This is a genomic window from Mycobacterium sp. (assembly GCF_050701675.1).
Lineage (GTDB): Bacteria > Actinomycetota > Actinomycetes > Mycobacteriales > Mycobacteriaceae > Mycobacterium.
Map to the genome: position 1 here is coordinate 1 of NZ_JBOGDD010000697.1, position 4,507 is coordinate 4,507.

Genomic DNA, 4,507 nt, shown 5'->3' on the forward strand with positions numbered 1-4,507 from the left:
GGCCACCGCCATGTCGGTGGGCACCGCGCTGGCGGTCTCCGCCGTGGCCGCCCTCGGGTTGAGCTGGTATCTCAGTCGGCGGGTGCACCACTCAGCAGCCGAACTCGCCCACGCGGCAACCGTGATCACGGACGGCCACTATGACGTTCGGGTGTCGCCAACCCGCCTGGGCAAGGAGTTCGACGAGATCGCCGCCGCCTTCAACACGATGGCCCAGCGGCTCGGACACGTCGAGCACAGTCGTCGTCAGCTGCTCGCGGATCTCGCTCACGAGATCAGAACCCCCGTCGCCATCCTCGAGGCTTACCTCGAGGCACTGGAGGATGGGGTGAAGTCGCTCGACGCCGAAGCCATCGGGGTGCTGCGCGACCAGTCCCGGCGGCTAACGCGATTCAGTACCGACGTCACCGCGCTGTCCAATGCCGAGCACCGCGCGAGCAGTATCGATGCCCGCCGCGTCTCGATGGGGCAGCTGGTCACGACCGCGACGACCGCACTGGAGCCCCGCTACCGTGCCAAGGGCGTGACGCTGGAGTCGACGTCGTCGGCCGATCTGCCTGTGATGCAGGCAGATCCGGAGCGTCTCGGGCAGGTGCTCACCAACCTGCTCGACAATGCGCTCCGCCACACGCCAAGGGGAGGTTCCGTCGCGGTCAGCGCGCGTGCCACCGACGACGACCTGATCATCGCGGTGTCCGACACCGGGGACGGCATCCCGCCAGAGCACCTGACTCGGCTGTTCGACCGGTTCTACCGCGTGGATGCCGCGCGTGACCGAGAGCACGGCGGCGCAGGCATCGGACTGGCCATCGCCAAGGCACTCGTCGAAGCTCATGGCGGCAGCATTCAGGCCGACAGCGGTGGGCCCGGCACTGGGAGCACGTTCACCTTCTCCGTACCGCGGCGGGCATCCTCCGCGGCGGGGGACGGCAGCAGAGCTAGGGCTTCAACGCTCGAGGGATGAGCGTGTCGAGGGCGGCCGCCGCAAGCTCCTGCCCGATGTCGATGACCTCGTCGGCGCGGTGGAATTCCAGACTCCTGGCGGCGCTGCGCGGCACCTCGATCAGGATGTCGGGCGGATAGGCCGCCAGCATGTGGCGCATGAGGGCCGACTGTGCAACGTCGATGGAGCGGTTCATCACCTCGAAGCCGCTGAGTCTGGGCACCGACGATTCGGTGTGATCGTCGTGGTCGTCGGTCTCGACCCCGTCATTGGCGAACCGGCTGAGCACCGTTCTGGCGGCAGGCGTGTCGAGCAGCGTGCGGGCCGTGGCCGTGTCGAGCAAAGCCGTTGTGTTGCGCCACATCCGGCTGAGCAGCTCGGTGGTGGGCCCGGGTTCGGATTCGTGCGACGTGGGCTGCTCGGGGTCGTTGCCGCCGAGACTGACGGCGATGGTCAGGTCGGCGTTGACCGCGGCGAGGGGAGCCATCGGCAGGGGGTCGAGGATTCCGCCGTCGGCGAGCAGCCTCCCGTCGAGCACGTGCGGTTTGATCACACCGGGGATGGCGATCGAAGCGCGGATGGCTGCGTCGACGGGACCGCGCTGTAGCCAGACCGACTTGCCCGCAACCAGATCCGTCGTCACCGCGGTGTACGGAATCAGAAGCTCCTCGATCATGGCCTCGCCGAGGATTTCCCGGACGGCGTCGAGGATCTTGTCGGCCCTGAGCACCCCCGCGGACGTGAGGGAAGGGTCGAGCAGTCGCAGTACCGCCCGCTGCGTCAGCGAACTCGCCCACGCCGCATACTCGTCGAGCTTGCCCGCGGCCTCCAACCCGCCGACGAGAGCTCCCATCGACGAACCGGAGATGCCGACGATCTCGTGACCGCGGTCGCGCAGCTCATTGATCACCCCGATGTGCGCGTACCCGCGAGCCCCACCGCTACCGAGACAAAGCGCCACTCGCATGAACACATCATCCCGTGTTCGTTCAGCGCTGATCCGGCAACCCAATACGTCATGATCGGGAAATTGCGCTCCGTCGTCCTCGACTGCACCGAACCGCGGCGGCTCGCAGCAGTTCCACCTCGACATCGAGGTCGGCGTGGCGGAGTCAGAGGTGTTGGCCAGCGGTGCCACCCGGGTGCCAGACGCGGTCGGGGAAGACCGCTTCCGGGTCTACCGAGACCCAGCGGGGCACCCGTTCTGCCTGGTTTGGGGTGTGGAGAGTTAGCAGCCCACCCTGGCGAAGAAGGCGGCGGCAAGCAGGCCGATGATCAAACCTATCTGCCACTGGCCGCTCGACACGGCGACGACGACGCCCATGATGGCGCCGATGGCGATCACCAACAGGATGAGACCCATCAGCACGCGCATGCCGTTGATCGACCCACCGGCGGCCGGCGGCAATGACGTCCGGGGCTTGCCCAGCGGACCGTTCTTTGGTGCAACCATGGGCCATCCCCTTCGTGAGTGACGAGGAGCACATTACACCGAATATTGTGATACAGCCCACAACGCCTAGGCGCTCTAATTGTTAGCGCGGCAAAGGTTTCGGGTGCTGGGCCCGCAGGCGCCGGGGGTTCCGACACCCGTGATTAAAAGGGCGTCAGCCGCACAGATCGTCGGCTGCGGCCTCGGCCGCGACGATGACCGCCGACTGCCTGGCCGGGGGCAGCTGCGACCACGGCAAGCCGAACGTGCCAGGTCCCGCCGCATCAGTCGACTGCAGGCCCTGCAGATACGGCTCGAATTGCGCCTTCTGCTCGCCGCCCCGCTCCGTCATCCACACCTTCGCGGCGTGACAGGCCTGGAAGTATTCGTCCTCGGTGGACTGGGCAGGCGTGCCGACGGCGGTCGTGACACCGTTCGGTGACACCCCCAGTGCGCCGGGCGCTGCCGTGTGATTCTCGAAGCTCGGTGACGTCGTCGGCGTCGTCACCGAAAGCGAGGACGGCCCCGACGACGAGGCCGTGGACGGGGCTTGTTCCGAGCCCGAGGAGCAACCGGCCAGGAGGGCCGCGGCGGCCGCCACGGCGAAGATCGGGTAGCTGCGCATACCGCCAATCTATGCAACACTCGCCAACGTGCTGGAGCGGACCTTCTGTCGGGAGTGTTGTAGGGCTTGACGCCCGTCCCCGACCGTCCCCTTCCTGGTCCACTTGGAGTCCTTGCACCATGTCTCTAGTACTGCCGTCGGTGGTCGCACCGACCCGCCTCCGCGTCCCCGATCTGCTGCAGGCGACCGACGTCGCCGCCGATCACGTCCTGTCGGGCCGCTACGACCGCCTGCTCCCCGTCGGGGGCCCGCCGACTGACGAGCGCTGGTTCACCCGCCTCCATGGCGACGACGAGCTCGACGTCTGGCTCATCAGCTGGGTGCCGGAGCGCTCCACCGAACTGCACGACCACGGTGGGTCGCTGGGTGCTCTGACCGTTGTCTCCGGCGCATTGTCCGAAACCCGTTGGGATGGAGACGCGTTGCGCGAACGGCGGCTCGCCGCGGGCGACCAGGCCGGATTCCCGCTCGGCTGGGTGCACGACGTCGTGTGGGCACCACCGACCTCGGTGACGGTCCACGGCCCTACCCTGAGCGTGCACGCCTACTCGCCTCCACTGACCGCAATGTCGTACTACGACGTGACCGATCGGAACACGCTTCGGCGCGACCGGACCGAGCTGACCGACAAACCCGAAGGGGACTAGTGCCCAGCCGCATCGACGCCGTTCTGCAGGCCGCACGGGCCAGATTGGCACGGATCGAGGCGGAGGACGTCCCCGCGGCGTTGGCGCGTGGGGCACTGCTGGTCGACATCCGACCCGCCGCGCAGCGGGCCACGGAGGGTGATGTCGCGGACGCGCTTCTCATCGAACGCAACGTGCTCGAGTGGCGCTGCGACCCGACCAGCGAGGCACGGCTACCGCAGGCCGTCGACGACGACGTCGAGTGGATCGTGCTCTGCTCGGAGGGATACACGTCGAGCCTGGCTGCGGCGGCGCTGCTGGATCTCGGCCTGCACCGCGCCACCGACGTGGTCGGCGGCTACCACGCCATGCGCTCGGCTGGCGTCCTGAACTAGCTGTTCTCGTCGGAGCGCAGCAGCAGCCTCAGCGCGTCCGTCTTCGCCGCCGTCCAGCCCGGCGGCTGCATGATCGCCGCCCACGCGTTCGCGACGTCCCGCACGTAGACGTGACCGTGTCCATCCGGGACGTCGACCGCCACGGCCATGTCGGCTGACACCTGCAGGAACGTGACGACGGGAATCCACTCCATCCGTGGTGACACGTCGGTACCGCGCGGCTCGCGAAGCCAGTCGGGCTTGCTGAACAGCAGATCGGGGCTCCACCACGCGATCGGATCCGAAGCGTGCTGCAGATAGACCACCCTCGGGTCGTCCCACGGATCTGCGGGCCGGTTCAGGTCGTCCGCCGTCGCGGCGAACCGGGCGTACGCGCCCTTGTCGTAGATGGGGAGCCACTCCGGTGACCCCGGATCGCGGTTGGCGGTCAGGTCCGTCCAGATGGTGTTGTTGAACGTCGGGCCGGAGAACAGCGCGCCGTCGGTG

General features: G+C 68.0%; 7 protein-coding genes and 1 pseudogene. 4 read left to right on the plus strand and 4 right to left on the minus strand.

Going from position 1 to position 4,507, the window contains the following annotated elements; genetic code table 11:
* A partial coding sequence (locus ACRDUX_RS21420) for a HAMP domain-containing sensor histidine kinase (protein ID WP_526416266.1) occupies nt 1-964 on the plus strand: 964 nt, incomplete at its 5' end.
* On the opposite strand, the gene ACRDUX_RS21425 is transcribed toward ACRDUX_RS21420, so the two are convergent.
* Nucleotides 939-1,910, minus strand: a complete 972-nt coding sequence (locus ACRDUX_RS21425) for a patatin-like phospholipase family protein (protein WP_526416268.1) — start codon at nt 1,908-1,910, stop codon at nt 939-941. The two genes, ACRDUX_RS21420 and ACRDUX_RS21425, sit on opposite strands and share 26 nt — an antisense overlap.
* 112 nt (nt 1,911-2,022) lie before the next feature.
* Here ACRDUX_RS21425 and ACRDUX_RS21430 point away from each other — a divergent pair.
* A pseudogene (locus ACRDUX_RS21430) lies at nt 2,023-2,175 on the plus strand (VOC family protein); the annotation flags it as partial.
* On the opposite strand, the gene ACRDUX_RS21435 reads toward ACRDUX_RS21430, so the two are convergent.
* Entirely contained in the window at nt 2,172-2,396 is a 225-nt protein-coding gene (locus tag ACRDUX_RS21435; protein WP_526416270.1) for a hypothetical protein, read from the minus strand. The pseudogene ACRDUX_RS21430 and the gene ACRDUX_RS21435 sit on opposite strands and share 4 nt — an antisense overlap.
* A gap of 154 nt (nt 2,397-2,550) precedes the next feature.
* A complete protein-coding gene (gene lpqV / locus ACRDUX_RS21440; protein WP_526416271.1) occupies nt 2,551-3,000 on the minus strand; it encodes a lipoprotein LpqV in 450 nt (149 codons plus the stop codon).
* Nucleotides 3,001-3,119: 119 nt separating this feature from the next.
* Here lpqV and ACRDUX_RS21445 point away from each other — a divergent pair, with 119 nt between their 5' ends.
* On the plus strand, nt 3,120-3,647 hold the full coding sequence (locus ACRDUX_RS21445) for a cysteine dioxygenase (RefSeq protein WP_526416273.1): 528 nt from the start codon (nt 3,120-3,122) through the stop codon (nt 3,645-3,647).
* Nucleotides 3,647-4,021 (plus strand): rhodanese-like domain-containing protein, encoded by a 375-nt coding sequence (locus ACRDUX_RS21450; RefSeq protein ID WP_526416275.1) that lies wholly within the window; start codon nt 3,647-3,649, stop codon nt 4,019-4,021. Before ACRDUX_RS21445 ends, ACRDUX_RS21450 begins: the two co-directional genes overlap by 1 nt.
* Here the strand turns inward: ACRDUX_RS21450 and ACRDUX_RS21455 are convergent.
* Nucleotides 4,018-4,507 (minus strand): alpha/beta-hydrolase family protein (locus ACRDUX_RS21455; protein WP_526416277.1); only part of this gene is annotated, 490 nt, incomplete at its 5' end. The genes ACRDUX_RS21450 and ACRDUX_RS21455 overlap by 4 nt on opposite strands.